23 protein-coding genes are annotated in these 25,849 nt (G+C 43.8%); 17 read left to right on the top strand and 6 right to left on the bottom strand.

Annotated elements, in window-relative coordinates:
• The first annotated feature begins 37 nt into the window (after nt 1-37).
• From L4D20_RS16510 to L4D20_RS16460, 11 genes are all read left to right on the top strand, one after another.
• Nucleotides 38-1,540: an SPOR domain-containing protein gene (locus tag L4D20_RS16510; protein WP_428802686.1), complete on the top strand. Its 1,503-nt coding sequence runs from the start codon at nt 38-40 to the stop codon at nt 1,538-1,540.
• A 69-nt stretch (nt 1,541-1,609) separates the two neighbouring features.
• On the top strand, nt 1,610-2,455 hold the full coding sequence (locus L4D20_RS16505; RefSeq protein ID WP_428802685.1) for a Dam family site-specific DNA-(adenine-N6)-methyltransferase: 846 nt from the start codon (nt 1,610-1,612) through the stop codon (nt 2,453-2,455).
• A gap of 177 nt (nt 2,456-2,632) precedes the next feature.
• The gene (rpe, locus tag L4D20_RS16500; protein ID WP_428802684.1) at nt 2,633-3,310 is read left to right on the top strand and encodes a ribulose-phosphate 3-epimerase; all 678 of its coding nucleotides are present in this window, start codon (nt 2,633-2,635) and stop codon (nt 3,308-3,310) included.
• Between the two features lie 81 nt (nt 3,311-3,391).
• Nucleotides 3,392-4,078 (top strand): phosphoglycolate phosphatase, encoded by a 687-nt coding sequence (locus L4D20_RS16495; RefSeq protein ID WP_428802683.1) that lies wholly within the window; start codon nt 3,392-3,394, stop codon nt 4,076-4,078.
• Nucleotides 4,079-4,225: 147 nt separating this feature from the next.
• A complete protein-coding gene (gene trpS / locus L4D20_RS16490) occupies nt 4,226-5,242 on the top strand; it encodes a tryptophan--tRNA ligase (RefSeq protein WP_428802682.1) in 1,017 nt (338 codons plus the stop codon).
• Nucleotides 5,243-5,589: 347 nt separating this feature from the next.
• Nucleotides 5,590-8,184 (top strand): ExeM/NucH family extracellular endonuclease, encoded by a 2,595-nt coding sequence (locus L4D20_RS16485; protein ID WP_428802681.1) that lies wholly within the window; start codon nt 5,590-5,592, stop codon nt 8,182-8,184.
• Between the two features lie 180 nt (nt 8,185-8,364).
• Nucleotides 8,365-8,952, top strand: a complete 588-nt coding sequence (locus L4D20_RS16480) for an aminodeoxychorismate/anthranilate synthase component II (RefSeq protein ID WP_428802680.1) — start codon at nt 8,365-8,367, stop codon at nt 8,950-8,952.
• Between the two features lie 368 nt (nt 8,953-9,320).
• Entirely contained in the window at nt 9,321-10,541 is a 1,221-nt protein-coding gene (locus L4D20_RS16475) for an aspartate aminotransferase family protein (RefSeq protein ID WP_428802679.1), read from the top strand.
• Nucleotides 10,542-10,692: 151 nt separating this feature from the next.
• Nucleotides 10,693-11,712, top strand: coding sequence for an arginine N-succinyltransferase (gene astA / locus L4D20_RS16470; RefSeq protein ID WP_428802678.1), 1,020 nt, complete (start codon nt 10,693-10,695; stop codon nt 11,710-11,712).
• Between the two features lie 94 nt (nt 11,713-11,806).
• Nucleotides 11,807-13,264, top strand: coding sequence for a succinylglutamate-semialdehyde dehydrogenase (gene astD, locus L4D20_RS16465; RefSeq protein WP_428802677.1), 1,458 nt, complete (start codon nt 11,807-11,809; stop codon nt 13,262-13,264).
• A 25-nt stretch (nt 13,265-13,289) separates the two neighbouring features.
• The gene (locus tag L4D20_RS16460; RefSeq protein ID WP_428802676.1) at nt 13,290-14,081 is read left to right on the top strand and encodes a DUF1338 domain-containing protein; all 792 of its coding nucleotides are present in this window, start codon (nt 13,290-13,292) and stop codon (nt 14,079-14,081) included.
• 106 nt (nt 14,082-14,187) lie between these two features.
• Here L4D20_RS16460 and crp read toward each other — a convergent pair whose 3' ends face one another.
• From crp to L4D20_RS16430, 6 genes are all read right to left on the bottom strand, one after another.
• Nucleotides 14,188-14,820 carry a cAMP-activated global transcriptional regulator CRP gene (gene crp, locus L4D20_RS16455; protein ID WP_017036097.1) on the bottom strand — a complete coding sequence of 211 codons (633 nt, stop codon included), beginning with the start codon at nt 14,818-14,820 and terminating at the stop codon, nt 14,188-14,190.
• A 240-nt stretch (nt 14,821-15,060) separates the two neighbouring features.
• Nucleotides 15,061-15,930: a phosphoribulokinase gene (locus L4D20_RS16450; protein WP_428802675.1), complete on the bottom strand. Its 870-nt coding sequence runs from the start codon at nt 15,928-15,930 to the stop codon at nt 15,061-15,063.
• Between the two features lie 143 nt (nt 15,931-16,073).
• Nucleotides 16,074-16,286, bottom strand: coding sequence for a YheU family protein (locus L4D20_RS16445; RefSeq protein ID WP_428802674.1), 213 nt, complete (start codon nt 16,284-16,286; stop codon nt 16,074-16,076).
• Between the two features lie 10 nt (nt 16,287-16,296).
• Nucleotides 16,297-17,298, bottom strand: coding sequence for a hydrolase (locus L4D20_RS16440; protein ID WP_428802673.1), 1,002 nt, complete (start codon nt 17,296-17,298; stop codon nt 16,297-16,299).
• A 25-nt stretch (nt 17,299-17,323) separates the two neighbouring features.
• The gene (locus tag L4D20_RS16435) at nt 17,324-17,830 is read right to left on the bottom strand and encodes a TIGR02444 family protein (RefSeq protein ID WP_428802672.1); all 507 of its coding nucleotides are present in this window, start codon (nt 17,828-17,830) and stop codon (nt 17,324-17,326) included.
• Entirely contained in the window at nt 17,830-19,749 is a 1,920-nt protein-coding gene (locus L4D20_RS16430; RefSeq protein WP_428802671.1) for an ABC transporter ATP-binding protein, read from the bottom strand. Before L4D20_RS16430 ends, L4D20_RS16435 begins: the two co-directional genes overlap by 1 nt.
• 142 nt (nt 19,750-19,891) lie before the next feature.
• Between L4D20_RS16430 and kefG the strand changes: the two genes are divergently transcribed.
• The 6 genes from kefG (at nt 19,892) to motX (ending at nt 25,743) form a co-directional block, all read left to right on the top strand.
• Complete coding sequence (gene kefG, locus L4D20_RS16425) at nt 19,892-20,545, top strand: glutathione-regulated potassium-efflux system ancillary protein KefG (protein ID WP_428802670.1); 654 nt, start codon at nt 19,892-19,894, stop codon at nt 20,543-20,545.
• Nucleotides 20,535-22,334, top strand: a complete 1,800-nt coding sequence (gene kefB / locus L4D20_RS16420) for a glutathione-regulated potassium-efflux system protein KefB (RefSeq protein ID WP_428802669.1) — start codon at nt 20,535-20,537, stop codon at nt 22,332-22,334. Before kefG ends, kefB begins: the two co-directional genes overlap by 11 nt.
• A 41-nt stretch (nt 22,335-22,375) precedes the next feature.
• Nucleotides 22,376-22,591 (top strand): YheV family putative zinc ribbon protein, encoded by a 216-nt coding sequence (locus L4D20_RS16415; protein WP_428802668.1) that lies wholly within the window; start codon nt 22,376-22,378, stop codon nt 22,589-22,591.
• Between the two features lie 111 nt (nt 22,592-22,702).
• Nucleotides 22,703-23,281, top strand: a complete 579-nt coding sequence (gene slyD / locus L4D20_RS16410; RefSeq protein ID WP_428802667.1) for a peptidylprolyl isomerase — start codon at nt 22,703-22,705, stop codon at nt 23,279-23,281.
• 278 nt (nt 23,282-23,559) lie between these two features.
• Nucleotides 23,560-24,876: an adenylosuccinate synthase gene (locus L4D20_RS16405; RefSeq protein WP_428802666.1), complete on the top strand. Its 1,317-nt coding sequence runs from the start codon at nt 23,560-23,562 to the stop codon at nt 24,874-24,876.
• Nucleotides 24,877-25,107: 231 nt separating this feature from the next.
• Nucleotides 25,108-25,743, top strand: coding sequence for a flagellar protein MotX (gene motX, locus L4D20_RS16400; protein WP_428802665.1), 636 nt, complete (start codon nt 25,108-25,110; stop codon nt 25,741-25,743).
• The last annotated feature ends 106 nt before the right edge of the window (nt 25,744-25,849 follow it).

The raw sequence follows: 25,849 nt of genomic DNA, 5'->3' as shown, positions 1-25,849 counted from the left end.
TTATTTGTAGACAGTGATCTGTCAGTAGGACGGCCTAATGAGTTTAACGCATGAATCCCGTGTGTTGGAATTAGAGTCTCAAACCGAGTTACTTGAGCGTTTACAGCTGTTGACTAATTTTGGTTCTAATCTTGTCACCGTTGGTGGTGAGATTGGCGCTGGAAAATCTTGGTTAGCGCAACGTTATTTAGAAGCTTGGGCGCAAGATAAAAATCAGTCGTTATTGATGTGTCATCCTAATCAAGATGATGCACAGCGCCGTTCTACTATTTTAAACCAAGTCATCTCTAATCCCCTTTTTAGTCCTCAAGATTCACTTGTTGATAGCCTGAAACAAATTCTCGACGGTGAGCCCTGTGATCTCGTTATAGTGGTTGATGATGCTCATCAATTAACAGAGTCTTTAATTTCCGAATTGTGGATGCTGGTGCTTGAAGCGCAAGGTAATCCTCATTGGAGTATCAATGTCGTTCTTTTTGCTAAATCCAATAGCATAGAGGGGCTTCTAACTCGTTTAAGTTACGGTCAAGAGCATAAACCTATTGAGCTAGAGGTTGATTCACTTAGCTCTGAAGAAGCAGATCGATTTTTTGAGTTTCTCGTTATTCGTTATGTGGATGACGATTTAGAGAAACGAGTTCGTCAGGTGTATAAAAAGGTGTCACCTTTACCGGGTGCAATCATGGCATTAGGGGATCATAAAGTGGAAAAACGCATCATCATCCGTTCAATTGTTGGCTCTCCTACAAAAATAGCGGCGCTGGTTATTCTACTGCTACTTATCATTGGTGGTGGTTACTACTGGATGATGGGGCAGCCCTCGCCAGATGAAAAAGCCCAGCAGATCACTGATAACCTTGAGCAAACTGTGATTCCAACATTGCCGACGGTCGCTTCTTCGGCAGAATCAAGTCAAGCCACTGGTATGGATGGTCAAGAGTCCGAAATGCTTGACCCAAGTTATCAAGGGGCGGATGACGACAGTATGTCATTACCACAAGATGTGATTGATGAAACAGCCAGCGTAGGTTCAGCCGATGATAATCATCAGCGAGTGGTGATCACTTCTGATGTTGTTGATGCGCTACTCGATGATAAACCAGTCGATACTAGTAGCATTGATAATGCGATTGCAGATGCAAAGCAGCAAGCGTCTGATGTTGTCGAGCCTGAAGCGGCTATTGAAGTAGAAGCGGCGGTTGAAGAGCAACAAGCCCCAACAGATAAGCCCATTACTTTCTCCTTCGCTCGAGAAGCACTACAAGCATTTTCTCCTCGTAGCTACACACTTCAGTTAGCGGCAATGAATTCACTATCTGAAGTCCAAGAGTTTATTGAAAAATACGACCTACACCATAAGGTGCGTGTTTACCCAACCACTCGAAATGAAATCGAATGGTACATCGTGACTTATGAAAACTATCCAACCATTCAAATTGCACGTGACGCAGTAGAAACGCTACCAAAAGCACTAAGTGAGTTAGGTCCATGGGCGAAATCGATGAGTCAAGTGCATCGGGAAATTGAACGTGCGAAATAAGACTGAGGTTAGCGTGAAAATGTGTTACATTCCGCAACCTTATTTTGTGGTGGATAGACTGAGCAGTAGATGAAAAAGCAGCGCGCCTTTTTAAAATGGGCTGGTGGAAAATATGGCCTAGTTGAAAATATTCAACACCACCTACCTCCTGCTCGAAAATTGATCGAACCTTTTGTAGGGGCTGGTTCTGTATTTCTCAATTCAGAATTTGATCATTACCTGCTTGCGGACATCAATCCAGATCTGATCAATCTCTACAACCTACTGAAAGAAGAGCCCGAGCTTTATATTTCAGAAGCTAAGCGTTGGTTTACCCCTCATCATAATCAGAAAGAGGTTTATCTGGACATACGTGTTCAGTTTAATGCAACGGATGACATCATGTACCGTTCATTAGCTTTTCTGTATATGAACCGATTTGGTTTTAATGGCTTGTGTCGTTATAACAAAAAGGGCGGATTTAACGTACCATTCGGGTCTTATAAAAAACCTTATTTTCCTGAAGCTGAATTAGAATTCTTTGCTCAAAAGGCTAAGAAGGCGACGTTTATCTGTGAAGGGTATGTCGAAACATTCAAACGAGCTCGTAAAGGCAGTGTCGTCTACTGCGATCCTCCTTATGCGCCACTGTCGACAACCGCAAACTTTACCTCTTACGCTGGTAATGGCTTTTCACTGGATGATCAAGCTGCGCTAGCGGATGTTGCTGAAAAAGCCGCTTATGAACGTGGCATTCCTGTTTTGATTTCTAATCACGACACAACACTGACTCGCCGCCTTTATCATGGCGCGGAACTTAATGTTGTGAAGGTGAAGCGGACCATCAGCCGAAATGGCGCAGGACGAAATAAAGTCGACGAATTGCTCGCACTATTTTATGACAAGCAAAATCAAGTCACAGACAAATCACTTTAAACACTAGCCTCGCTTAGGTAGAATTGCGCGCGAAACTTGTTCAATGCCAATTTTATTAAAATAGCTGTGCTCGGTTTTTCATCTACCTGAACAGCTGTTTATCCATTTAAGCACTTACTCATTAAAGCTTAATCCATTACAGCTTTATCCATTAAAGAAATAGCACAGAGGCTAGGTATGAAAGATTTTCTTATCGCTCCATCCATTTTATCTGCAGATTTTGCTCGCTTAGGCGAAGACGTTGAGAAAGTACTCGCGGACGGTGCTGATGTTGTGCACTTTGATGTAATGGATAACCACTACGTACCAAACCTAACGTTTGGCGCGCCAATCTGTAAAGCCCTGCGTGACTACGGAATCACAGCACCAATCGATGTACACCTAATGGTGAAGCCAGTTGATAGCATCGTTCCTGAGTTTGCAAAAGCGGGCGCATCGATGATTACTTTCCACGTAGAAGCTTCAGAGCACATTGATCGTACGCTTCAGCTTATCAAAGAGAACGGTTGTAAAGCGGGTGTGGTTCTAAACCCGGCAACGCCATTAACGTGTCTTGATTACATCATGGATAAAGTAGACATGATTTTGCTGATGTCGGTAAACCCTGGTTTTGGTGGACAATCTTTCATTCCAAACACATTGGATAAACTGCGTGCGGTTCGTAAGTTGATTGACGAATCTGGCCGTGATATTCGTTTGGAAATTGATGGTGGCGTTAAAGTCGATAATATTCGTGAAATCGCCGAAGCGGGTGCGGATATGTTTGTAGCGGGTTCAGCTATTTTTAACCAACCAAACTACAAAGAAGTTATCGACGAAATGCGTGCAGAGCTTGCGCAAGTTAATAAGAAGTAAACGCTCAAGTATAATAAGATAGATGTGATATTAAGGGGCCATGATGCCCCTTTCTTTATAAGTATAAGAGTAGGAAGAAAGATGTCGTTAAGCTCAATAAAACTGATTGCCTTCGATTTGGATGGAACTTTGCTAGACAGTGTGCCTGATTTAGCGGTAGCCGCAGATCAAGCGGTTCAAGAATTAGGTTTTCCATCAGTAACGGAAGAGCAAGTTCGTGATTACGTAGGTAACGGTGCCGATATTTTAATTGGCCGCGCGCTAAGTCAAAACTTAACGGTGGACCCTGAACTGAGTGAAGAGACTCGCAGTAAAGCTCGAATCTTGTTTGATGACTTTTACGAGCAAGGCGGTCATAAACTGAGTCACCTCTATCCATCAGTAAAAGAGACGTTAGCAGAATTAGATAAAGCTGGCTTTACGATGGCATTAGTAACCAACAAACCAACCAAATTTGTCCCAGATGTATTAGCTCAACATGATATTGCTAAGTATTTTGTTGATGTGATTGGCGGCGACTCTTTCCCAGAAAAGAAACCCAACCCAATGGCACTTAACTGGCTACTAGAAAAGCATAACGTTAAAGCTGATGAAATGCTGATGGTCGGAGACTCGAGTAATGACATTAAAGCGGCGAAAAATGCAGCTTGTTACTCGTTTGGTCTGACCTATGGCTACAACCATGGCGAGCCAATTTCAGACTCAAACCCTGACTATGTCGCAGATGATATTTCACAATTACTAGAAGTTGTCCTAGTTTCAGCGTAAAGCTCTTGGTTTCAGAACAAAGCATCGAAAACTTACAGAATGCCTCTGGTAATATACTTGCCAATGAGTACACTGCTAAAACCGTATTGATAAATTCGATGCGGTTTTTTTAATCGAATTATATAAGAAGTCAAAGGAATCAGAAGCATGAGCAAACCCATTGTATTGAGTGGCGTTCAACCGTCAGGTGAACTTAGTATCGGTAATTACTTGGGTGCTCTACGTCAATGGCAACAGATGCAAGATGACTACGATTGCCAATATTGTGTTGTAGACCTTCATGCCGTTACGGTTCGTCAAGATCCTAAAGCATTGCATGAAGCCACTCTTGATGCATTAGCAATCTGCCTTGCGGTTGGTGTTGATCCTAAAAAGAGCTCTCTATTTGTTCAGTCACACGTACCAGAGCATGCTCAACTTGGCTGGCTTCTTAACTGCTATACCCAAATGGGTGAACTGAGCCGTATGACTCAGTTTAAAGACAAATCACAGCGTTACGCAAACGACATCAACGTTGGTCTATTTGATTACCCTGTATTGATGGCGGCAGATATCTTGCTATACGGCGCACATCAAGTACCGGTAGGAAGCGATCAGAAGCAGCACTTAGAGCTAGCGCGTGATATTGCAACTCGCTTTAACAATATCTACAGCCCTGAAGCGCCTATTTTTACTGTGCCAGAACCTTACATTCCAACAGTGAATGCACGTGTCATGAGCCTGCAGGATGCAACTAAGAAGATGTCTAAATCAGATGATAACCGTAAGAACGTTATTACTTTGCTTGAAGATCCGAAATCAATCCTGAAGAAGATCAACAAAGCGCAAACTGACGCTGAAACTCCACCACGCATTAAGAGTGATTGGGAAAATAAAGCGGGTATCTCAAACTTGATGAGTTTGTATTCAGCGGCAACAGGCAAGACATTTGAAGAGATTGAAGCGCAGTACCAAGGCGTGGAAATGTACGGCCCATTTAAGAAAGATGTTGGTCAAGCCATTGTTGCAATGCTAGAGCCTGTACAAGCCGAGTACAAGCGTATTCGTGATGATCGTGCGTATCTAGACTCAGTAATGAAAGCGGGCGCTGATAAAGCGTCTGAGCGCGCTGCTGTGACGCTGAAAAAAGCGTACGAAGCGGTTGGTTTTGTTACTCGTCCATAGTAGCGAATAGAGTGGGATGACGTCAGTCTGAGTACTCTTTGTTCTATCTATTTGTAAAGCCCTTAGCGCCAGTTAAGGGCTTTTTCTATTTATAAATCCATCAGTTAGTGCCACTGATAACTCCACCATACTTCTTCTGTTTACTCTGCTTGTTGAAAGTATGCGCCTCATTCAGCTATTTGATTTAGTAATGAGATCGCGATCTCGATATGTCATGTGAATGTTTTTATAACTTACATAAAAGTCCAACACTGAACGCGCAAAATAAAAACGACAATTCAATTAATGTGATATGGAACGCCTTCTGGGATGCAAAGCGACATTTGAGAGGGCATTAGAGGTGGATAATGGAAACCAAATTTACGCGTAACTTGCTTGCCCTTGCAATGAGTTCAACGTTAGCAGCTCCAGCACTGGCCGATGTGGTTATTTCTCAGTATGTCGAAGGTGGTAGTAATAACAAAGCGCTAGAGATCGCCAATACGGGCGATACAGCCGTTAGTCTAGATAACTTTCAGTTGGCGAAATCAAGCAACGGTGGAGGCAGCTGGGATGCCTTGTTACCATTGTCGGGGCGAGTTATTAGTGCGAATGAAGTACTGGTATTTTCGAATTCAAGCGCTTCTCAGGCCATTCTGGATGTGACTGATACAACAAACACTACAGTGATTAATTTTAACGGTGATGATCCGGTTGCTCTGCTTAATATTGATGGCAGTGTTCACGATATGATGGGTGTCATGGGTGATGTTGATTGGGGCAAAGACGTAACCTTAGTTCGCGCTGACTTAACGCCATCATCAAGCTACCAAGCTTCTCAGTGGGTAGCATTAGCCAAAGACAATATCGAAGGATTAGGTTCGTTAGATATTATTGAACCCCCACAACCGTTCGCTTGCAGTCAAGATGGTGCTAATCCTGTCTTCACCTCTATTAAAGAAATCCAAGGCGAAGGTGATACCTCGCCATTTATTGATGGCTACCCATACATTACCGATGAAGAGTACTTTGTTGAAGGTGTTGTAACAGCAGTCACAACAGGGCTAACCAAAGGCTTTTATCTTCAAGCATTAGAGGGCGACTACAATTCAAATACCTCTGATGGTCTGTTCGTTCACACCAACCTTGCTCAGTCAGACCTAGTACCGGGTGACGTCGTCTGTGTGAAGGGGAAGGTTCAAGAATATTACAGCTTAACTCAGCTTAAAGCCGAGAATAACAACTGGGTGAAGACGAGCGAACAAGCAGTGCCAGAAGCTGTCGATATTGAAATACTCGATAGCGATGAAAACTTCGAGCAGACGCTGGAGCGTTACGAAGGCATGCTGGTAAGAACAACTGAAGAGCTTGATATGCGTGTCACGCGCACCTTTGGTTATGATTACTCAGGGCGTCGCAACAATATGGTACTGGCGCAGGGCGAAATAAACATGCAGCCTAACCAACTGTTTGTTGCAGGATCAGAAGAAGCAAAAGAGCAGACAGAGAAAAACAAACTAGCACGCCTATTTGTCGAAACGGATCAAAAAGCACCGAATGGAGAAGTGCCTTATTACCCTGATTTTGGTCGTACTGACATCGATCAAAACGGTTCAACAGAAGATTACATCCGTGTTGACGATACTATTGTCGGATTAGAGGGCGCATTGAGCTACAGCTACAACGAGTATCGCTTAATCGCGACGAATCAGCTGACTAACAAGAACTTTGTTCGCAACTCACCACGTACAGATCGTCCAGAGATGAATCGTGGTGATCTGCGTATCGCTACATTCAATGTTCTTAACTATTTCAACTCGCCATTCGGTGGTGATTCCAACTTGCATGGCGGTAATCGTGGTGCTGACTCGTATGAAGAGTTTGAAATCCAGCAAGAGAAAATCGTTAATGCAATCTTGCTTCTTGATGCTGACATCGTTGGCTTAATGGAGATAGAGAATAACGGTTTTGGTGACAGTGGTGCGATTACTCAGCTTGTTGATCAAATAAATCTACGTATTCCTAAGAAGAAAGATCAGTACTCTTTCGTTGCGGTAGATTCAAATCAAGATGGCGAAACCAATCACTTAGACTCGATTGGCACCGATGTGATCACGACAGGTGTTATTTACCGAGCGAAGGTTGTGAAGTTAAAGACTAGCCGTGTTATCGCGATGCCAAGCCAGCTAGCGCCTGAAGTTATCGATGATGACGGCAAGGTGATTGAAAGTGGTAAAAACTACCAACGTGACTCTTTAGCGCCAACGTTTAAAGTGAAAGGCACTAAAGAGAAAATTACGGTGGCGGTAAACCACTTTAAATCGAAAGGTTCAAAATGTTGGGAAGATGCAGCGCCAGTTGAGCAAGGTGGTCAGGGTGGTGTTGATGCGGATAAACAGGGTTCATGTGAAAACTTTCGTGTTGCTGCAGCCGTTGCACTTGGCGATGCACTGAATGAGATCAAAGGCCATAAGGTAATCCTTGGTGATATGAACTCTTACGGTATGGAAGATCCGATGCTGGTTCTGACGGATTACAGCGCTGAGAAATATGGTAAAGAGATCAAAGCGGCGCGTAATACCTTTATTGCAGGTGAGCCTCAGTTTGGCGATGATGGCGCGGTTATTACTGATAACTATGGGTACATTAATGCTGTTGCAATGATGCACCCTAAAAGCTGGAGCTACTCGTACAATGATGAAGTGGGCGCGTTAGACCACCTACTGATCAGTGAGAGCTTAGAAGATAAAGTGGTTGATGCAACAGATTGGCACATCAATGGCGGTGAGTCGACTCTGTTTGATTACAACGAAGAGTATAAAGGCGACCTGCCGAAGTACCAAGATCACTACCGCTCTTCAGATCATGATCCAGCAGTACTTGAGCTGCAAATGGGTGGTTCGTTTGGTTTAGGGGCACTTATGTCGATGTTTGGGCTTATGATGTGGCGTCGACGTCAATAAGACGAGTAAAGCTAATAACGTCAGTGTAAAAGTAAAATAATAACAACTCGTGTAAACCAATAAGACCAGCAACAGCTGGTCTTATTTTTGTCTTTTTCAGAGTTAATACTTGCCTTTCACTCTTGGTATTGCACAATACCGCCCTCTGAGTGTTTCAATGTTTTGAGCTGTATTGTTGCCATGCTATTGATTATCGATAATTACGATTCATTTACCTATAACCTATACCAGTACTTTTGCGAACTGGGTGTAGAGGTTAAGGTTGTGCGTAACGATGCCATTGATATTGCAGGAATTGAAGCGCTTGATCCAACCCATCTTGTTATCTCCCCTGGACCTTGTACACCCAATGAAGCGGGTATCTCTTTAGCCGCCATCAAACACTTTGCAGGTCAGCTTCCTATTATGGGCGTCTGTCTTGGTCATCAAGCCATTGCACAAGCCTTTGGTGCAAACGTGGTGAAAGCTAGGAAAGTGATGCATGGGAAAACCTCGCCAATTGTTCATACCAATCACAGTGTATTTCAAGGTTTAAATAATCCATTAACAGTGACCCGTTATCACTCCTTAGTCGTGCAAAATGGAACCCTTCCAGATTGTTTTGAACTGACCGCTTGGACTACTCTTGCTGATGGTTCAATGGATGAAATAATGGGCTATCAACATAAGACCTTACCAATCGATGCGGTGCAGTTTCACCCTGAATCGATCAAAACAGAACAAGGGCATCAACTATTGGCTAATTTCTTAGCTCGTAGAGCCAATTAGACAACCTGACCGCGATCACCTTTCTTAACATTTCTTTCATATATTAAGTGCCGTTCAGCGAATGAAAAATTATTCGCAACAGATACTCTGTTAAACCGCATCGCCTTGATACCGCTGAGTTCCCACTACTTCTTTCTCTTCGCATAAAAAAAAAGCTTCATAAAAGCCTCGACTTGATGCATAAATAGTCATGTGAAGTGATTATTGGTGGATGCTTCCGTGCTTGAAAAGAATAAATCACTATTGAAATGGTTAATTAAATGTAAATACAATGCTGCAGCAGTCAAAATGCGAAATAATATATGCCTTCATTATTAGGGGGCTAATACGCTGAACTGCTTGTTGGTCGTGTTAAGAAGGAATGTGCAATGACAATGGAAAACGTTGAAAAAGTAGAACGCAGTTTATTCAATGAGGTGATGGTACCTTGTTATAACCCAATGGAAATGATTCCTGTAAAAGGAGAAGGCGCACGCGTTTGGGATCAAGATGGTCGAGAGTACATTGACTTTGCTGGTGGTATCGCGGTGAGTTGTTTAGGTCATTGCCACCCGGCGATGGTGAATGCACTTACTGAGCAAGGCAATAAGATCTGGCATTTAAGTAATGTGATGACCAATGAGCCAGCACTGCGTCTTGCAAAAAAACTGACGGAAGTGAGCTTTGCTGAAAAAGTCTTCTTTGCTAACTCTGGCGCTGAAGCAAATGAAGCAGCATTAAAGCTCGCTCGTCGCTGGGCTGCCGATGTTCACGGCGAAGAAAAATCTGAAATCATTGCTTTCCAACAAGGTTTCCATGGTCGTACGTTCTTTACTGTAACCGTGGGTGGTCAAGCTGCTTATTCTGATGGCTTTGGTCCTAAACCTGGCGATGTTACTCATCTTCCATACAATGATATTGAAGCTCTAGAAGCGCATATGTCAGAGCGTACCTGCGCCATTATGATGGAGCCACTTCAAGGCGAAGGCGGAATCGTTTCTCCTACCGATGAGTTTGCCAAAAAAGTTCGCGAGCTATGTGATAAACACAATGCACTGCTGATTTTTGATGAAGTACAGACCGGCAATGGCCGTACTGGCGAAATTTATGCGTATCAAGGTCTAGGTGTTACACCTGATATTTTAAGTACTGCAAAATCTTTAGGTGGCGGCTTCCCTGTTGGTGCAATGCTTACCACATCTAAACTTGCCGAGCATTTGAAAGTGGGTACGCACGGTTCGACTTACGGTGGTAACCCATTGGCGTGTGCTGTTGCCGAAGCAGTTGTTGATATTGTTAGTCAGCCTGAAACTCTAGCGGGTGTAAAAGAGCGTGAAGCTATTTTCCGCGAAGGACTGGCTAAGATTAATGATAAGTACCAAATCTTCTCAGAAGTGCGTGGTAAGGGTTTATTGTTGGGCGCAGTACTGAACGATCAGTGGCAAGGTAGAGCACGTGATGTTTTGGTTGCAGCTGGTCAGCAAGGGCTAATGGTCTTGGTGGCAGGCGTGAATATCGTGCGCTTTACACCCTCTTTAGTGATTACCACACAAGAGATTGAGCAGGGCCTTGCTAAGCTTGATGCCGCGATTGCATCACTTACAGCCTAGTCACTCACTTAAAAAACAGTTAGTTGTTCACTTAAAAAATAAAGTTAAGCACTTCTATAATTAATGAGTATTCGAATGAATACCACTCGGGGCTAAGTTTCTATTTAGCCCCACAGCTTTTTAGCTTCACTCGCATCCGGAGGGAATTTCGATGCTGGTAATTCGTCCAATTACAATGTCTGACTACGATGCTTTGCATACTTGCGCTGTTGAGTCTGGTCATGGTTTTACATCTCTTCCTGTTAATGAAGAACTCCTTACTAATCGTATACAACACTCTGAATATAGCTTTACTAAAGATGGCGTTACCGAGCCGGGTGATGAAGGCTACCTGATGGTCGGCTTTGATAGTGAAACCGAAGAGGTAGCCGGGTGTACCGGAGTTGAGGCATCAATTGGCTGGGATGTTCCATTTTATTCTTACCACATCAGCACCGTTGTACACGCCTCACCAAAACTGGGTGTGAACAATGTGGTTAAATTGCTGACGTTTGGTAATAACTACACGGGTTGCAGCGAAATATGTACTCTGTTTTTACGCCCAAGCTTTCGTGGCGGTCTTAATGGTCGCTTGATGTCTAAGTGCCGATTCTTAATGTTGGCTGAGCATCCACATCGTTTCTCTAAAACTATCTTTGCCGAGATGCGTGGTGTTTCAGATGAAGAAGGTAATTCTCCTTTTTGGCAGTGGCTACAAGAGCACTTTTTCTCCATTGATTTCACCATGGCAGATTACTTAACCGGTATCGGTAAGAAAGGTTTTATTGCTGACCTCATGCCTAAGCTTCCAATCTACGTAAACTTGTTGAGCAAAGAGGCTCAGGCCGTCATTGGACAAGTGCACGAGAACACTCTACCTGCGCTTAAATTGCTAGAGCGAGAAGGTTTCACTTGTCGAAACTATGTCGATATTTTTGATGCAGGCCCGACGGTTGAATGTGATGCGCGAAATATTGATTCAATCAGAAATTCTTTTAGATCAAAAGTCGTTATTGCTGAGCACACTAGTGCAGATCACTACCTAATTTCAAATACGTCATTTGAGAACTTTAGAGCGACTGCGGCAAAGGCTGCGTATGACCAAGCCAGCGACAGCGTTATTTTAGCGCCAGATGTAGCAAAGGCATTGCAAGTTGCTCAGGGCGACTATGTACGGATGCTTGCTCAGTAATAGGCTGCTTAAAGGTGGTCAGTTCAGAAGTAGAAAACTCTATAAACAATTTTCCACGTGGAAAGTTTTGCAGTAACAAGAAAAGGATTTATTTATGACTCATTGGATTGGTGGAGAATGGATTGCAGGACAAGGCGATGCGATGATTTCAACGAGCCCGTACAACAATCAGCAGATTTGGCAAGGCGATAGTGCTACGCCAGCTCAAGTCGAATCGGCCGTTAGTGCTGCTCGAAAGGCGCTTGTTGAGTGGAAGAAAACAAGTTTCGCAGAGAGAGAACAGGTCGTTCTAAGGTTTGCTGAAAAAGTAAAAGAGAACAGCGAAGAAATCGCTGAAATCATTGCTAAAGAAACGGGCAAGCCAATCTGGGAAACTCGTACGGAAGCGGGTGCAATGGCCGGTAAAATAGCCATCTCTATTCGTGCTTATCATGAGCGAACAGGTGACGCGAGACGCGAAGCCGCAGGTAACCAAATTGTTCTTCGTCATAAGCCGCTCGGTGTTATGGCGGTCTTTGGCCCGTACAACTTTCCTGCCCATCTACCCAATGGTCATATTGTTCCAGCATTACTAGCTGGAAATACTGTGGTATTTAAACCTTCAGAGCAGACGCCGTGGATAGGTGAATTTGCTATGAAGTTGTGGCAACAAGCCGGTTTACCTGCAGGCGTGCTTAACCTTGTTCAAGGCGCTAAAGAGACAGGTATTGCGTTAGCCGATGCGAAAGGCATTGATGGCGTATTGTTTACTGGCAGCGCGAATACAGGACATGTGTTGCATCGTCAGTTTGCTGGGCAGCCGGGTAAAATGCTTGCGCTTGAGATGGGTGGCAATAATCCGATGGTTATCTCAAACGATTATGGTGACTTAGACGCTACAGTGTATACGATTATACAGTCTGCCTTTATCAGTGCAGGTCAACGCTGTACGTGTGCTCGTCGCCTTTATGTACCTCAAGGTGAAAAGGGTGACGCACTGTTGGTTGCACTAGTTAAAGCAACTCAGAAAATCAATGTTGACCAGCCGTTTGCAGAGCCTGCTCCATTCATGGGCCCGCAGATCTCGATGGCGGCAGCAAAAGTGATACTTAATGCTCAAAGCGAATTGCAATCGCTTGGCGGTGAGAGCCTTGTTGAAGCAAGAGCCGGAGAAGCGGCTTTTGTCACTCCGGGTATTATCGATGTGACAGCGATTGATGAACTGCCAGATGAAGAGTATTTCGGCCCACTGCTACAAGTCGTTCGCTATCAAGGTATCGAAAGCGCTGTAGAAATGGCAAATGATACGCGATTTGGTTTATCGGCTGGCTTAGTCTCTACCGATGATAGTGAGTGGAATTACTTTGTTGACCATATTCGTGCGGGTATCGTTAATCGAAATCGCCAGTTAACAGGAGCAAGCGGGGATGCACCATTTGGTGGTCCGGGTGCTTCCGGTAACTTAAGACCAAGCGCTTACTACGCCGCAGATTACTGTGCGTACCCAATGGCTTCAATGGAAGGCGATGAAACGCTTCTTCCTGCGACCTTCAGCCCTGGCATTGAATTGTAACTCGAACTCTAAACAAGGACACGTTATGACACCGGATACTCTATTTGGCGCTTTATGGAATGATTATATTGAGCGTTTGTGCCCATCGGCAGAAAAAGTTCATCAATTACTGCGTGAGAACGACGAATTAATTAATGACCATATTGCGTTGAGAACATTCAATTTAGCGCCTCTTGGTATTGAGACGTTGGCTAAGCCGTTTTTGGATGTGGGATATGTTGCTTGTGGTGATTATGAGTTTGAGAGCAAAAAACTTGTGGCAAAACACTATGAGCATCAAGACCCTAATCAGCCGAAAGTGTTCATCAGCGAACTCAAGGTTGATGAGTGTTCTGTTGAACTGCAGCAGATCGTCGCCAAGCTTGTAGAGCAATTGGATCATAGTAACCTAAAAGGTCATGAGTTCTTATCCGGTGGCCGACTTTGGGACTTGAGTTATGCTGATTTCCAAGTGTTAGCAAAAGAAAGTGAGTATGCGGCTTGGTTAGCCGCTCATGGCTATGGTGCGAATCACTTTACCGTGAGTGTGAATCAGCTTAATGAATTCGATGAAGTGAAGCAGGTCAATGACCATTTACGTACTTCTGGTTTTGTCATTAATGAAGCGGGTGGTGAAGTGAAAGGCTCGGCTGATGTACTGCTTGAGCAGTCGTCGACCATGGCCGATAAAGTAGCGGTTAGCTTTACTGAAGGGATAGAAATTATTCCGGGCGGATTTTATGAATTTGCTAAGCGATATCCGATGGCAAATGGTTCGCTATATACCGGTTTTGTTGCGGCTTCAGCGGATAAAATCTTTGAAAGTACGGATAGCTAACGTTAGTTAAAACTTTTCATTAGCTCTACGGCTAAGAAACGAAAAAGCCACCAACTTTCGCAGCTGGTGGCTTTAATATTTTTCTTAATCTCTAATTAGTTAGAAATTAACGAGTACCGTAAACAACGATAGTCTTACCGTGGGCAGAAATCAGATTCTGCTCTTCTAGCATCTTCAAGATACGACCAACGGTTTCACGAGAACAGCCAACGATTTGACCAATCTCTTGACGAGTGATCTTAATCTGCATGCCATCTGGGTGAGTCATTGCATCAGGTTGTTTCGCTAGGTTAAGTAGCGTTTGTGCAATACGGCCTGTAACGTCAAGGAACGCTAGATCACCTACTTTTTGGCTTGTCACTTGTAGGCGGTTAGCCATCTGTGACGAAAGACGCATTAGGATATCTGGGTTAACTTGGATAAGTTGGCGGAATTTCTTGAAAGAGATTTCAGCTACTTCACAAGGAGACTTAGCACGAACCCATGCGGTACGTTCTTGGTCTTCTTCGAATAAGCCTAGTTCACCAATAAAGTCACCTTGGTTTAGGTAAGAAAGAATCATCTCCTTACCTTCTTCATCCTTGATTAGTACCGCTACAGAGCCTTTAACGATGTAGTACAACGTCTCAGCTTTTTCACCCGCGTGAATTAGCGTGCTTTTTGAAGGGTACTTATGAATATGACAGTGTGAAAGAAACCACTCTAGTGTTGGATCTGTTTGAGGTTTGCCTAAAACCATAATATCTCACTTCCTCTGAAGGTGTACTGGTAGCTTTCCATTTATGCAGCTAAGCATAATAAGCCTGCTTTGGATATGCGCACGTTACTTGTGCTGCAAGCTATCTTGTATTTCGGTTAAGAATAGTATCCTTTTTTGCACAGGATTTCTTGATTTTAATCGGGTCTAAACGAGGATATTTTACGCAAAAACGTGCACATGATCACGGTATGAAAAGTAATCGGTCGCTCCGGTGAGAGTTTATCCGATTTTCCCGGTCTCAATTAGCTGCTGCAAGATTGGTCTTGCAATGAGTTCCATAGCGAAGCTCATCTTCCCCCCCGGTACAACCAGAGTATTGTGTCGCGACATAAATGAACCATCAATCATTGCCAGAAGATATGGGAAGTCGACATTCTTAATACCACGCAATCGTATCACTACGAAGCTTTCGTCAAGACTAGGGATACCTTTTGCGTTTAACGGGTTCGAAGTATCAACAGTTGGGACTCGTTGGAAGTTGATATGAGTACGAGAAAATTGCGGCGTAATGTAATTTAGGTAGTCATCCATTGAACGAACAATCGAGTCCATAACCGCTTCGCGTGAGTGACCACGATCTCGGGTATCTCGAACGAATTTTTGAATCCACTCAAGGTTTACAATCGGTACCATGCCAATCAATAGGTCAACATGCTGGGCGACATTGACATCCCCATCAACCACACCACCATGTAAGCCTTCGTAGAACAGCACATCGGAGTCTTCGGGTAGATCTTGCCAAGGAGTAAATGTGCCGGGCATTTGGTTGTAAGGGACCGCTTCATCAAAGGTATGCAGGTAGCGACGAACTTGCCCTGAGCCTTCATTACCATAAGTACGGAAAAACTCTTCAAGAGTCGGGAAGTCATTGGCTTGTGGACCAAAGTAGCTGATGTGCTTTCCTTGCTCTCTAGATTTACGGATTTCAACATCCATTTCTGGTCTGGTAAAGCGGTGGAAACTATCGCCCTCAACCCATGCAGGTTTCACGCTCATCATATTGAACATTTTGCGAAACGCTTCTGATGTGGTGGTCGTTCCTGCTCCTGAAGAGCCGGTTACCGCGATAATTGGATGTTTTGCTGACATGACAAACCTTGTCGTAGATGTAACGTACTTGTTTAGAGCTTGAAGCTTCATATTGATTGAAGCCCCTAAGCCAGTTTTTCACTATAGCATGCAAAATAGAAAGGTCTACGTTGAGCAAAGGAGTGAAGTGAAAAGCGAGAAGGCTATAGCGAATTGCGTAATTTTATGTCCACTGTTTCATGTAACTCTGAGAACACAACCGTCGCTTCGCCGCTTTTTAACAGATTTTTCACCTGCTCGATTTTATCTTGTAATGAACATTCATGTTCACCGTAATCGGTCCCTTCACGAAGGACAAATTCTTTGATGAGGTTTTCTAGTGTCTCGTTTTCTATCTGTTGCCAAGGAATAATCATAGTGCTCTTTCTAGTCGCTCAATTTTGTTTTTAGTGTGTCTTTTTGTTTTAGGGATTCATAGTAAGCCGGTAGCATTTGCTCTAGCCAGAAACTAGGGTTGGTTAAGCTGCCGGATATAAAACCAACATGGCCACCATGATCGAGGAGTCGATAGTCGATGTTATCGGGAAGAATAAAACTAGGGATGACATCGTGAGTCATGAACGGGTCGTCTTTGGCATGAATAATCTGCAATGGAAGCTTAATTTCTTGCAGTCGATGTATACCAGAACAGCGTTGGTAATAGTTCTGTGCACTCTCGAATCCATGCAGAGGTGCGGTGATGAGCTCGTCAAATTCATACAGCTTTGAGATACGCTTGATACGCTTATAAGAAAGCCCTAGTTCTCCTTTTAGCAAACGGTGTTTATGCAATGCGCTCTTTTTCAACGATGAGACTAAGTAACGGCGATAAATCTTGGAAAACCCCTGTTCAATACGTTTAGAGCAGGATGATAGATCCAGCGGTGCAGAGACAATCGTTGCGGCGTCTAACATAGGCTGCTCTTTATAGTGAGCAAGATAGTTTGCTAGCATGTTGCCACCAAGAGAAATACCAACAGCAACCTTAGTATTATTTGGAAAGCGCATATTGAGGTAGTTTAAGAAGTAGCGAGCATCTTCAATTTCACCTGAGTGGTAAGCTCTTGCTAGATTATTCGGTTTACCGCTGCAGCCACGAAAGTGCATCATGACGGATAACCAACCTTGTTTGGCGAATGCTTGCATTAAACCGTTGGCATAAGGGCTATAAAAACTGCCTTCTAAACCATGGAATAGGACAAAAATAGGTTTATTAGCAGCTTGCTCAGATATTGGGTCTTCACTCCACGCTAGATCGACAAAATCGCCATCAGCTGTATCGAGCGTTTGCCAAACGGGTTCGAAAAGCGCTTTTTTACGCATAAAACGCGGCGCAAGTGTTTGTAAGTGCGGGTTTTTAATTCCCGTCGCTGCAATAAATTGAGTCATGATAAACCGTTAATGTTTGTGGCTGTTATTGTTTTCTATCGTCATTTTTGTAAGGTGCTGGCGCTGAAAAAGCTTGATAAAGGTGTTCGCCGCCAAGTTGACGGCAGTAACGCTGCGTTAGTGAAAGGTGAGCGTTATTGTTTGATGACAGCTGACTGGTTAAAGGAAGCCCATTGATGCATTCGACAAGATCGGATTGTTGTTGCCTCTCAAGCTGAAGTTCGAATTGCAGTGATTCGCGGTAAAGCGTATCTGGAAGGTGCAATTTGAGTTTACGTCTTAGTTCTCGGTAGCTATGGAGCAGTGCTTCGGAGCGGCCAAGGCACTCTTCGACTTTGTGCCAATCTTCATCAAGAAAACAGACTTGCTGCTCATCAAGCCATTTTAGCAGTAGCAGCAAGTTTACGTTTCCATGATATTGATTCTGCAACTCTAAACACGCCTGTTTCACTTCCCGCACACCGTAATATTGAAGACTAAATTGCCATAGCCTTTCAAGTGTTAGAGAGAGTTCAGCGTGCATTTGAGTCATTATCGATTAAATTCCTCTTCCATCTGCTCCAGAGCTTCTTGCTCTGCCATCCATTCCATTTCGACCTCTTCAAGTTTTGACTTACTGGTCGCTTGAAGCGCTAATACTTCAGTAAGCTTAGCTTTATTTTCAGCTTCATACAGTGAAGTATCTGATAATTGCTCTTCAGCTTGAGAGATCGCTTCACTAAACTTATCCATCTGTTTCTCTAATTTGGTTAAGTTTTTACGTAGTGGGGCGGTGAGCTTTCTGAATTCGGCTTCTTTGCGCTTCTGCTCTTTTTTCGCCATTGCGCTGTTGCTGCCATCTTTTGATGGTTGTTGAGATTGCGCCTCTTTACGTTCAATTTTTTGTTGTTCGGTTAGCCACTTATAGTAATCGTTCAAATCACCATCAAATGGAGCAACTTGGCGGTCATGAACCAAATAGAGGTCATCCGTTGTTGCGCGTAATAGGTAGCGATCGTGACTGACAATAACCATTGCGCCTTCGAAGGTTTGTAGGGCAAAGGTGAGCGCTTGACGCATATCGAGATCAAGGTGGTTAGTTGGTTCATCAAGTAGCAATAGGTTTGGCTTTTGCCATACTACGAGAGCTAAAACTAATCGTGCTTTCTCTCCACCAGAAAACGGCGCCACTTTATCGAGAGCTTTTTCTCCTTGGAAACCAAAGCTACCCAAATAATCTCTTAGTTGTTGTTCGGTTTTGCCCGGAGCAATCTGCATCATGTGTTGCAGAGGCGTTTCGTCAGGGTGTAGCGTTTCGAGCTGATGCTGAGCAAAGTAGCCAATTTTAACGCCTTGCGAAAAGCCTAAATCGCCCGACTGAGGCTTAAGTTCACCAGAAAGTAGTTTAATTAATGTCGATTTACCTGCGCCGTTACGACCAAGCAAACCAATACGACTTCCCGGAACAAGATTAAGGCGAATTTTTTCTAAGATGAGTGTGTCATCGTAGCCTGCACTAACGTCATCCATCATCAAAATTGGATTCGGCAACGCAGCGGGTTCTTTGAACTCAAAGCTGAATGGGTTATCAAACTGAGCTGGAAGCACTTTTTCCATTTTTTCCAAGGCTTTGATTCGGCTTTGAGCCTGCTTTGCTTTGGATGCTTTATAGCGGAAGCGATCAATATAGCTCTGCATGTGGTTCACTTGCTTCTGCTGTTTGTGATACATCGCTTGTTGCAGTACGAGCTTCTGTGCACGCTGCGTTTCAAAAGAGGAGTAGTTACCGGTGTACTCGTTGAGCTGCTGATTTTCTACATGAATAATTCGACCCACAATAGGGTCAAGAAAATCTCGGTCATGGGAAATCAGGATCAGTGTGCCAGGATAGTTTTGTAGCCAACGCTCTAACCACATAACGGCATCTAAATCTAAGTGGTTGGTCGGTTCATCAAGAAGTAACAGATCTGAACGACAAAGTAGCGCTTGGGCTAAGTTGAGTCTCATTCTCCAACCACCAGAGAACTGGGTCAGGTTCCAGCTCATCTGCTCTTGGGTAAATCCTAAGCCATCTAATAACTCTGCGGCACGAGATTTAATTGTATAACCACCAATGGTTTCTATCTTTCCATGCAGCTCAGCCACCAAAGTGCCGTTATCAGCTTCTTCTGCCTTAATTAAGTCATTTTCTAGTGAACGGTATTCGCGATCGCCGTCGATAACATATTCTAGTGCGCCACGCTCAAGTGCTGGCGTCTCCTGAGCAACCCAAGCGAGCTCCCAATGCGAAGGTTGGCTAAATGAACCTGCATCAATAGACAGCTCATCTTTGAGTAGAGCAAACAAGGTTGACTTACCGCAGCCATTTTTTCCCACAAGGCCGACTTTGTCGCCAGGGTGGATGGTTGCGGATGCTTGATCTAAAAGAGGCTTACCACCTCTGAGTAACTGGATGTCAGAAAAGATAATCATAGAATGTTAACTAGCACGTGGTGGCATTTATGGCGACAAATAGTAGGGGGAATAAGGATAAATGTCGATCATTATACAAATTGCGTTATGATGCTAAAAAAGAATAACAACTTTATAACACGTTAGGATGCTTGCTCTCGAAATGACGGAACTTAATAAGCAGAACCAACAATCCCCAAAAGTATTAGTGATTTATGCTCACCCAGAGCCTGACAACTCAATCGCTAACCAAGTGATGATTAAAAAAATTGAGTCACTTAATCATGTGACGATCCACGACTTATACGCCCACTATCCTGATTTCTTCATTGATGTCGCTGCAGAGCATCAGCGCCTTCTTGACCATGATGTGATTGTTTTTCAGCACCCTCTTTATATGTACTCATGCCCATCTCTGCTTAAAGAGTGGTTTGATCGCGTGTTAAGTAAGGGGTTTGCCTTTGGTAGTGCAAGCGAACTAAAGGACAAGGTTTGGCGTAATGTGATCACCACGGGCGGTAAAGAAGTCGCTTTTGGAGATAAAGGTTATAACAAGTATCCGTTAGAACAAATTCTCCAACCCTTTGAGTTGATGGCGGCGCTTTGTCAGATGCAATGGGTTGAACCTTTAGTGTTGTATTGGTCTCGCAATGCTACGGATATGGATCGCTATCAACATGCTGAATGTTATCGTCAGTGGCTGCTATCACCGATGAAGGAGCTTTCTTCTACTAACGAACACGCTTCTATTACAGAACAATCTCCGTTAGAAAATGAATCTTCAACGACCCAGAAAGGGGAAAGCAATGGCGCTTGAATATGACTTTCTACAAAGCAGCGTCATCTTTCTAACTGCCGCTGTAGTTGCTGTCCCGTTAGCTCAAAGAATCGGGTTAGGGTCAGTGTTAGGTTACTTGTTAGCAGGCGTGGCGATTGGTCCCTGGGGACTTGGATTGATCAGTGATGTTGAGGATATTCTACATTTTGCCGAGTTTGGTGTGGTCCTACTGCTGTTTTTAATTGGCCTAGAGCTTAATCCTAAAAAACTGTGGCAAATGAGAGGCCCCATCTTAGGTTTAGGTGGTGCTCAGGTTTTGATTACTACCGTTATCATTTCTCTCATTGTCAGCGCTTTTGATTTAAGTTGGCAGACTAGTCTTGTTATCGGTATGGGATTAGCACTCTCTTCCACGGCGATAGCGTTACGAGTCATTGAGGAGCGAGGGCTTGCTGGCGGGGAAACAGGACAATCTGGTTTTGCCGTTTTGCTCTTTCAAGATGTAGCAGTTATCCCAATGTTAGCTATTCTACCGATACTCGCGGGAAACACCGCCGGGGATTGGCTTGATGCAATATGGATGCTAGGCGGGGTGACGGCACTGCTTGTCATTGGCCACTTCTTACTTCGGCCTCTATTTCGGTATGTTGTACTCAGCGGAGTAAGAGAGCTATTTACCATTGCGGCGCTGTTACTAGTCATTGGTATTGCGTTAGTCATGAAGCAGCTTGGTTTATCAATGGCGTTGGGAACCTTCCTCGCAGGCGTTCTCTTAGCGGAAAGCGAATACCGTCATGAATTAGAGATTGCGATAGAACCATTTAAGGGATTATTACTTGGATTGTTCTTTATATCTGTTGGTATGGCAGCGAACTTAGGTTTACTAGCTTTAGAGCCGATGAAGGTACTGTTGGCAGTCGCAGCATTGGTTTTTGTCAAAGGGTGGGTGCTCTATTTATTGGCGCGCTCTTTTGGTATTCGTGCAAAGGCACGTAGTAAAATGTCAGCTATTTTGAGCCAAGGTGGTGAGTTTGCCTTCGTTATTTTTACCGCGGCTACCGCTGAAGGTTTGTTATCGCCAGAACAGCTCTCTTTTCTATTGGTCGTAGTGAGCTTATCAATGGTCACTACGCCAATTCTACTGATGCTACAAGCTAAGTGGTTTGCCAAATATCTGAATCAACAAGAGTCGAGTACGTTATCGTCAGACATTATTAATAAAGAGCCTCGAGTGATTATTGCAGGCTTTGGTCGTTTCGGTCAGGTTATCGGTCGATTAATGTATGCGAATAAAATCAAAATCACGGTATTGGAAAGTGATGCCAGCCAAATAAAGCTGTTAAGAAAGTTTGGTTATAAAGTGTTTTATGGCGATGCTACTCAGCTTGATTTATTGCGTGCAGCGGGCGCAGATAAGGCCGAGGCGATTATCATTTGCACCGATACACCTGATGAAATAATCAAAATCGTCGATCTATGCAAACAGCACTTTCCTAAACTTAAGGTGTTGGCGCGTGCTCGTAGCCGTGTGGAAGCGTATCAATTACTCAGTCATGGCGTTGATAATTACTCACGTGAAACCTTTCTAGGGGCGTTAGATTTAGGGAGACAAGCGTTGACGGAGTTAGGCATGCACCCGTATCAAGCAAAACGTGCCGAAGCCCACTTTAGAAAATTGGATAACGCGATGCTAAAAGAACTATTGCCGCAGCATAGTGAAGATAAGCAACTCGCATTAAGAGCTAAAGAGGCTCGTAAAGAGTTAGAAGAGATCTTTGGGCGAGAAATGGATAACGATCGTCAATCTCATAATTATTGGGAAAAGTAAGACTGGTGGATTTAGTTAACCAGTGACCAAAGGAGTTTTTTATGAGTAATCGGGAACATAGAGTGAAAAAACGATTTATTGCAGGGGCAAGCTGCCCTAAGTGTCAGGCACAAGATGCGTTACGTTGGTGGATTGAAAACAATATTGAAATGGTTGAATGTGTTGAATGTCAACACGTTGACCAGCGTAAACCTAAGTCTGTAGACACCAGTGAACATGCTTCACAAGAAATGATTGGAATTTTTAAGCCGGAATAATTGAGTTTCATTATTTGATCCCCATAATATATCCAACTGACTTGGGGTAAGACTCAAGAGAATAATTTTTGCTTGAGGATAGTCTCAAGCCCAAACTGCCTCGGAGCAAATATGAAAATTGAAAAGAACGTTGTCGTTAGCTTGGCATATGAAGTAAAAGTTGAAGGTGCTGTTGTAGACCAATCTACTGTTGATGCACCACTTGATTACCTTCACGGTCACAACAACCTAGTGACAGGCCTTGAGAGCAAGCTTGAAGGTAAAGTTGCTGGCGATAAGTTCTCTGCAACTATTTCTCCTGAAGACGGTTACGGTGAGCACAATGACGCACTAGTTCAACGCGTTCCTGCTGATGTATTCCAAGGTGTAGAAGAGATTGAAGTAGGTATGCGTTTCCTAGCGGATACTGACCAAGGTCCTATCCCTGTAGAAGTAACAGAAGTTGATGGCGATGAAGTTGTTGTTGATGGAAACCACATGCTTGCTGGTCAAACTCTAGTATTTGATGTTGAAGTTGTTGCTGTTCGTGAAGCGACTGCTGAAGAAGTTGAGCACGGCCATATTCATAAAGACGGTGGTAGCTGTGGTCACGACCATGATCACGAAGGTGGTTGTTGTGGTGGCGAAGGCCATGAAGAGAAAAAAGAAAAAGAAGGTTGCTGCGGTGGCGGTGGCTGTAGCTCTCACTAATTGAGCACAAATTTTTCTGAGTTAGTTCCCATGTAAGCTTATTACATTGGATGCTTATTCTAAATAGAACGCTACTCATACATTGAGTAGCGTTTTTGTTTCTAGGTTTAGAAAATACCGAGCGCAAGTCACCTGTTTAGTAGCAATGAGGCTGTTGTATCTTTCTCTAGCAGCTCAATGACTTAGTTTGTGTTTGCATAGTTATGGTTAGAAAATGACTGCACGAAGTGTGATTCGGTGCTAGAATCCATTTTTAACTAGCTATTAGAATTGGAAAGATGGGAAATAACGTAGTCGTTCTTGGCACCCAATGGGGTGACGAAGGTAAAGGTAAAATTGTTGACCTTTTAACTGAAGATGCAAAATATGTGGTTCGCTATCAAGGTGGTCACAATGCAGGTCACACTCTAGTCATTGACGGTGAAAAAACCGTTCTTCACTTAATTCCATCAGGTATCCTTCGCGATAACATCAAATGTGTTATTGGTAACGGTGTTGTACTTTCTCCTGAAGCTCTGATTCAAGAAATGAAACCTCTAGAAGCACGTGGCATTCCTGTCCGTGAGCGTCTGTACGTTTCTGAAGCTTGTCCATTAATTCTTCCTTACCATATTGCTATCGACCAAGCGCGTGAAATCGCACGTGGTAAGAAAGCAATTGGTACAACAGGTCGTGGTATCGGTCCAGCATACGAAGATAAAGTTGCACGTCGCGGTCTTCGCGTTGGTGACCTTTTCGATATGGAAGCCTTTGCAGAAAAGCTAAAAGAAGTGATGGAATTCCATAACTTCCAACTAGAGCATTTCTACAAAGCTGAGACGATTAGCTACGATGAAGTTCTTGAGCAATGTAAAGGCTACGCAGACATGCTAACCGCTATGGTTATGGATGTAACTGACGAGCTAGACGCAGCACGCAAACGTGGCGACAAAGTTATGTTTGAAGGCGCTCAAGGTACTCTACTAGATATCGACCACGGTACTTACCCATACGTAACGTCTTCTAACACGACTGCTGGTGGTGTTGCTGCGGGTTCTGGTTTTGGTCCTCGCCACATTGGTTACATCCTTGGTATCACTAAGGCTTACTGTACTCGTGTTGGTTCAGGTCCGTTCCCAACAGAACTATACGACGGTCTAGATAAGCAAGACCCTGTAGGTAAACACCTAGGTGATGTTGGCCACGAGTTTGGCGCAACTACTGGTCGTCTACGTCGTACCGGTTGGTTTGATGCTGTCGCTATGCGTCGTGCAATTCAAATCAACTCTTTATCTGGCATGTGTCTAACTAAACTAGACGTACTAGATGGCCTAAAAGAGCTGAAAATCTGTACTGGTTACAAGATGAAAGACGGTTCTATCTTGGAAGTTTCTCCAATGGCTGCTGAGTCATTTGAAGAAGCAACGCCAATGTACGAAACAATGCCAGGCTGGTCTGAAAATACTTTTGGTGCACAATCTCTAGACGCGCTTCCACAAGCGGCGCTAGATTACATCAAGCGTATCGAAGAACTAACAGGCGTACCGATTGATATCGTATCAACAGGCCCTGATCGTAATGAAACAATTGTGAAGGTTCACCCATTTAACGCTTAGTAATAAGTAAATGGTTGAAATATAAGCTTTTGTATAAACCGACCTAAATGGTCGGTTTTTTTATGCCCTAATTGATGTTATTTTGCTCGCTCGGTGGCAATAAATTGCCGATCTCGGCAAGTTTTGCCTAAAGAGTTTATCTCTGTTGCCGATAAAGAAATCATGCCCATGCCCTTGATGTGAAATTTCACTATACTTAAGGGGCTATCGGAATTGATAAAGAGTGCAGATATGAAGCTACGAACGGTAGCAGCTTCGTTATTAGTGGTATTGAGTTCATCATTGAGTCATGCAAATGTGGCAGAAGTGGGTGAACCTATTCCCATATATTCTGAAGCTGAGCTAATTAAACTGATAGAACAAAACAGACACCTAGAGCGTGTCAAAGCTGATAAGTGCCAGTTAGTGGAAGATATTGTGGCGCGTGCGACTCGTATTAGCCTGCCTTCTTATGAATTCCTTTATGGTGACATGTTGGCGTGGGGCGTTTGTGTCGAGCAAGACGTAGAGCTCGGCATCTATTATATGGAAAACGCTGCGCATCAAGGTTTACCTTCAGCACTAGAACAGTTAGGTAGTTACTACTCTCGTGGCACACTGGTACAGCAAGATAAAGAACGAGCGATTCCTTATCTTCGCGAAGCCGCCGCAATGGGTAATCTAGATGCACGTATTCATCTAGCGGAACTACTATTGCGTGATTATGGTAGCCCGCTTGATTATGAAGACGCTTACCGATGGCTATATAACTCGGTAACCACCGATCAACGAACACACCGCCGTATTTCGGTACTGCGGCAAAGTCTGGGAAATCGAATGCCAGACAATATTATTGCCAGAGCCAAACGGCGTGACACATTCTGGTAAAAATGAATTACTTCTGAAATGCCTAGCAATTGATTGCTAGGCTTTTTGTTTCTTTATCTTAAAAGCAATTCTGTAGCTTGGCTTGGGAGTCAGATATACTAAAGTT

Origin of the sequence: Vibrio kyushuensis (assembly GCF_050337325.1) — a bacterium.
In the GTDB taxonomy this organism is placed as follows: Bacteria; Pseudomonadota; Gammaproteobacteria; order Enterobacterales; family Vibrionaceae; genus Vibrio; species Vibrio kyushuensis.
The sequence above is the reverse complement of the archived record's forward strand: the minus strand, read 5'-3'. Positions and strand labels throughout refer to the sequence as shown.

Coding starts and splice junctions, on each gene's coding strand:
- L4D20_RS16510 (WP_428802686.1), top strand. CDS start 38: ATGAGTTTAACGCATGAATCCCGTGTGTTGGAATTAGAGTCTCAAACC.
- L4D20_RS16505 (WP_428802685.1), top strand. CDS start 1,610: ATGAAAAAGCAGCGCGCCTTTTTAAAATGGGCTGGTGGAAAATATGGC.
- rpe (WP_428802684.1), top strand. CDS start 2,633: ATGAAAGATTTTCTTATCGCTCCATCCATTTTATCTGCAGATTTTGCT.
- L4D20_RS16495 (WP_428802683.1), top strand. CDS start 3,392: ATGTCGTTAAGCTCAATAAAACTGATTGCCTTCGATTTGGATGGAACT.
- trpS (WP_428802682.1), top strand. CDS start 4,226: ATGAGCAAACCCATTGTATTGAGTGGCGTTCAACCGTCAGGTGAACTT.
- L4D20_RS16485 (WP_428802681.1), top strand. CDS start 5,590: ATGGAAACCAAATTTACGCGTAACTTGCTTGCCCTTGCAATGAGTTCA.
- L4D20_RS16480 (WP_428802680.1), top strand. CDS start 8,365: ATGCTATTGATTATCGATAATTACGATTCATTTACCTATAACCTATAC.
- L4D20_RS16475 (WP_428802679.1), top strand. CDS start 9,321: ATGACAATGGAAAACGTTGAAAAAGTAGAACGCAGTTTATTCAATGAG.
- astA (WP_428802678.1), top strand. CDS start 10,693: ATGCTGGTAATTCGTCCAATTACAATGTCTGACTACGATGCTTTGCAT.
- astD (WP_428802677.1), top strand. CDS start 11,807: ATGACTCATTGGATTGGTGGAGAATGGATTGCAGGACAAGGCGATGCG.
- L4D20_RS16460 (WP_428802676.1), top strand. CDS start 13,290: ATGACACCGGATACTCTATTTGGCGCTTTATGGAATGATTATATTGAG.
- crp (WP_017036097.1), bottom strand. CDS start 14,820: ATGGTTTTAGGCAAACCTCAAACAGATCCAACACTAGAGTGGTTTCTT.
- L4D20_RS16450 (WP_428802675.1), bottom strand. CDS start 15,930: ATGTCAGCAAAACATCCAATTATCGCGGTAACCGGCTCTTCAGGAGCA.
- L4D20_RS16445 (WP_428802674.1), bottom strand. CDS start 16,286: ATGATTATTCCTTGGCAACAGATAGAAAACGAGACACTAGAAAACCTC.
- L4D20_RS16440 (WP_428802673.1), bottom strand. CDS start 17,298: ATGACTCAATTTATTGCAGCGACGGGAATTAAAAACCCGCACTTACAA.
- L4D20_RS16435 (WP_428802672.1), bottom strand. CDS start 17,830: ATGACTCAAATGCACGCTGAACTCTCTCTAACACTTGAAAGGCTATGG.
- L4D20_RS16430 (WP_428802671.1), bottom strand. CDS start 19,749: ATGATTATCTTTTCTGACATCCAGTTACTCAGAGGTGGTAAGCCTCTT.
- kefG (WP_428802670.1), top strand. CDS start 19,892: ATGACGGAACTTAATAAGCAGAACCAACAATCCCCAAAAGTATTAGTG.
- kefB (WP_428802669.1), top strand. CDS start 20,535: ATGGCGCTTGAATATGACTTTCTACAAAGCAGCGTCATCTTTCTAACT.
- L4D20_RS16415 (WP_428802668.1), top strand. CDS start 22,376: ATGAGTAATCGGGAACATAGAGTGAAAAAACGATTTATTGCAGGGGCA.
- slyD (WP_428802667.1), top strand. CDS start 22,703: ATGAAAATTGAAAAGAACGTTGTCGTTAGCTTGGCATATGAAGTAAAA.
- L4D20_RS16405 (WP_428802666.1), top strand. CDS start 23,560: ATGGGAAATAACGTAGTCGTTCTTGGCACCCAATGGGGTGACGAAGGT.
- motX (WP_428802665.1), top strand. CDS start 25,108: ATGAAGCTACGAACGGTAGCAGCTTCGTTATTAGTGGTATTGAGTTCA.